At 67.0% G+C, this 3,877-nt stretch carries 3 protein-coding genes; all 3 read right to left on the bottom strand.

Features of this window, described 5'->3' with window-relative positions; translation table 11 throughout:
• Positions 1–2,155 (bottom strand): FxSxx-COOH system tetratricopeptide repeat protein (fxsT, locus tag AB0M54_RS47475; RefSeq protein WP_364479886.1); only part of this gene is annotated, 2,155 nt, incomplete at its 3' end.
• A 412-nt stretch (positions 2,156–2,567) separates the two neighbouring features.
• Positions 2,568–3,047 carry a hypothetical protein gene (locus AB0M54_RS47480; protein ID WP_364479889.1) on the bottom strand — a complete coding sequence of 160 codons (480 nt, stop codon included), beginning with the start codon at positions 3,045–3,047 and terminating at the stop codon, positions 2,568–2,570.
• Positions 3,048–3,049: 2 nt separating this feature from the next.
• Positions 3,050–3,559, bottom strand: coding sequence for a MarR family transcriptional regulator (locus AB0M54_RS47485; protein WP_364479892.1), 510 nt, complete (start codon positions 3,557–3,559; stop codon positions 3,050–3,052).
• Between the last annotated feature and the right edge of the window lie 318 nt (positions 3,560–3,877).

Raw genomic sequence — 3,877 nt, forward strand, 5'->3', positions numbered from 1 at the left:
GCACGCTGCCGAGGTTGCCGCGCCGGATGCCGATGTCGGGATGGTCAGGGCCGAGCGCGGACAAGCCGATACTCAGGGCCCGCTTGTATTGGGTGCGGGCCTCGTCCAGCCGGCCCAGATCCTGCAGCACGCCGCCGAGGTTGCCGTGCCAGGCGCCGATGGTGGGGTAGTCGGGGCCGAGCGCGGCCAGGCCGATACTCAGGGCCAGCTCGTATTGGGTGCGGGCCTCGTCCAGCCGGCCCAGATCCTGCAGCACGCCGCCGAGGTTGTTGCGCCAGGCGCCGATGGTGGCGTGGGCGGGGCCGAGCGCGGCCAGGCCGATACTCAGGGCCAGCTCGTATTGGGTGCGGGCCTCGTCCAGCAGACCCAGAACCTGCAGCACGCGGCCGAGTTCATCGTGGCGCGATGCCGTTTCAAGGTGGTCGGCGCCCAGTGTCGTTGTGGTGACGGCCAGCGCACGCCGGGCCAGTGGCTCGGCCTGCGTGTACTGCCCACGCTCCCGCAGATACGTCGAGGCCCGGGCCAGCAGCCAACCTGCTTGCTCGCCGTGCACCCGGCTGCGTTCGGCGTGCTCGCAGGCCGCCAACAGGTGCGGCAGCAACCGTTCACACTCGGACCACCGAGCCGCCTCCCAGCTGTCCGCGGGAAACACCCCGCGCACCACGTTCACGGCCGTGCTCACCCACGAGGCCTGTGCGTGTTGGTCGATTCTGGCCTGCACGACGGCTTGCACCAGCCGATGCATCCCCACCTCGGCCGGCCCCAGACTGACCAGTGCGTACCGGCCGATGGCGCTCAGCAACCGGTTGTAGTTCAACCGGTCAGCCACGGCCGCACCGAGTTCGTCCGGCAGCAGGTCAAGGTTCGCAATTGGCAGGTCCCGCGGCACCTGCGGGCCCAGGAAGGCCAGCAAGGTCAGCAGTTGTTCGGCCATCGGCTCGAGGGCGTGGACCTGGTCCAGCGAGAGAGTCCACACCGTTGCGACCCGCCGCTGATCCTCACCACCGGCGTCCGGCGCCGTCGCGAACATCTCCCGAAGCCGCTCACGCACGAGGCCGACGTAGACACCGAGGTCCTCACCGGTCATCGTCAGGTATGCCGCCGCCTCCTCCATCGCCAGCGGCAGATCCCCGACCAGCTCCGCCAGCTCACCCAGCAGCACCTCATCGGTGTGCGTGGTACGGCCCAGCAGGTAGGCGATCGAATCGGAACGCGGCCACACCTGCACCTGCACCGTGCCGGCGTGAGCGCGCCAGTCAGGCCATCGCGACGTCACCAGCACATGCCCAGTCCCGGCCGTGGGGATCAGCCCGGCCAGCGACGAAGGCTGCTCGGCATTGTCATAGACCAGCAGCCACCGGTCACGGCCGCCCAGCTCGGCGAACAACCCGGACACCGCATCCCGCTCGTCCACCGCATCCGGCAGACCCAGCCGCCGCCCTAACTGCGCCAGCTGCGCCGCCACCGTGGCCGGCTCGGCCGCATCGATCCACCACACCAGCTCGTAGTCGCTGCGGAACCGGTACGCGTACTCCACCGCCAGCGTGGTCTTACCAATCCCACCAAGCCCGTGTACTGCCGCCGACCGTCCCTCGGTGCACAGCTGCTCGTACACCGCACCTATCAGATCCGCGCGCCCGGTGAACACCGGGATCCTCGCCGGCAGATTCGACACAGCCGGCCCAGCGCCGGGGAACCGCGCACCCTTCCGCCCCGGAAACACCGCCGCCGACGGCCTCGGCCGTTCCTTGTCCACCGCCGCCAGCAGCTTCTTACGCGCCACCACTTCCGACGCCTCGACCAGATCCACATAAACCCGGGTTGCCAGCAGACCCGGCGGCTCACACGGCTGTACCCGTACCGGGATCAGCAAACCCTTCTCACCGGTCGGGTCACCGGCGAACACCGCACGCCACTCCGCCTCGCCGAACCGCGACCGCAGATACGCCGGAGACAACACCACAATCGTCCGCTCCGCCGACACCAGCCCCTCATGCATCTCACGAACAAAATCGCGGCCCGGCCGGAAATCCGCCGCCTGATACTTCGTCGAGAACCCGGCGCCTTCGAGCTGCACCGCGATCCACTCAGCCCAATCGCGATCACTACCCGCATAACTGATGAAAAAATCAGGGCCCGCCAGCCTGCCGCCCACCCACGCCTCCCGCAGCGCCGGAAGACAGCCATCCTACCCACCGGCCAACCACCTACAACACCGCCCAGAACACGCTCGGCAATACAGCGAAATACCGCGATCTTCGGCCAAGAAATGATCAACATATTGCCGCCTAGTCCTGAAGATCAATTCACTCTCATGCCGCTGTCATCGCGCGCCAGCCCGCAGGGCAGTCACTGTCCGTGTTCGTCCGCCGATGAACGGCTGCGCGACTTTGCCGATGACCGTGCACCTGATCAAGGTCGCCGGATGCTCGGGAACGGTATGAGCATGTCGATGTCGAGGAGGACCCAGCGATCGTCGAACGACGCGGGAACGCGAACCTCATGCCTGTCGATGGGTTGCCTTTGTCGTCGTCACCCGCTGACATGAGCGTGGTGTTGGGTCCGTGTCACACGGTGGTGGCTCGCTGGGCGCCGTCGGCGAAGAACGTCCGGGCCGGCTGGGGTGCCCAGAGCAGCACGACGGTGAGAATCTGGATGGCGCCGATGATCGGGATGACCGCGTGGAACCTTGGCGTGGACGACCAGGAGAAGACACTGAAAACCACGGACAGCAGTTGCGACACCGCGGTCAGCCGGCGGGTCCAGGGCCGCGCGGTGCTCAGCTTCCAGATCAGCAGCGCGCAGAGGAGCAGCAGGACGCCGTGGAACACGGCCGCCGAGGTGACCGCGATGTCGGCCGACCGGGCGACCTCGCCCGCGCTGAAGTCGGGATGCTGAGACGCGATCTCATCGCGGAGCGCGCCTTGGTTGGCCCACATCACTATCGGCACCGTCAGATGACTGATCGCGATCACGGCCAGCAGCACCTGCACGCCCCGGACCGGCAAGGGCACCCGCGTGGCACTGATCGCGTAAGAGGTCTGCATGTCTATTCCTCCTCCTGTCCAGTGGTGTCCGGTCGCCGTGCTTGACGCCACCGAGGACCGGTGCCCGGCCGGGGCGCGTTCGAGGCGGCGGCGTGGCGTCGCGCCCACGCGTGGTTGAGCCGGCTGATCAGCTTGATCGCGGTGGCGACGTCGGCGTCCGGCCAATCGGCGACCACCTCGGCGAACACCGTGGTTCCAGCCTGGATCGTGGCGTCCATCTCCGCGCGGCCACGTTCGGTCTGCCGCACGAGGAACGTGCGGGCGTCATCAGGATCAGGCATCACGGTGATCAGTTCCGCTTGTTCCAATGCGGTCAGGTGCCGGCTCATCGCCGATGCCGTCAGGTCGAGTTCGGCGGCCATCGTTGCGGGCCGCACCGGCTCGTTGGCGGCCACCGTCCCCAGGACCTGAACGCGGACCAGGTTCAGGCGGCGCGAGATGTGGCGGTGTCCCTGGTCGATGAGCCGCATCACGGCCTGAGCGAACTCCTCCCGTTCATCTCGTTGTGACATGAAATGAATTTACCAAGACATCGACGCCGGCGCTACGCCTAGATCGCGGCAACGATCCATACCTAAGCGATGAAGCTTCCATCAACTCAATGCAGGCAGGCCCCGCCAAGGCCGACAAGCGGCGTGGGAATAAGCCTGGATAGCTGACGACGCGCGCCGTCCCGACCGCAGCGATTTGAGCAAACACTGGACAGCCAGCAGAACTGCTTGATCACGTGCACTGTCATGCCGTTGCGACACGAGGTCGCACTTTGCGAGTGGACTCGCAGTTAGGAGGGTCGACATGGTGTCGGCTGTGTAGTTCCGGGCGCGTGCTCG

The organism is Actinoplanes sp. NPDC051470, from assembly GCF_040682035.1.
In the GTDB taxonomy this organism is placed as follows: domain Bacteria; phylum Actinomycetota; class Actinomycetes; order Mycobacteriales; family Micromonosporaceae; genus Actinoplanes.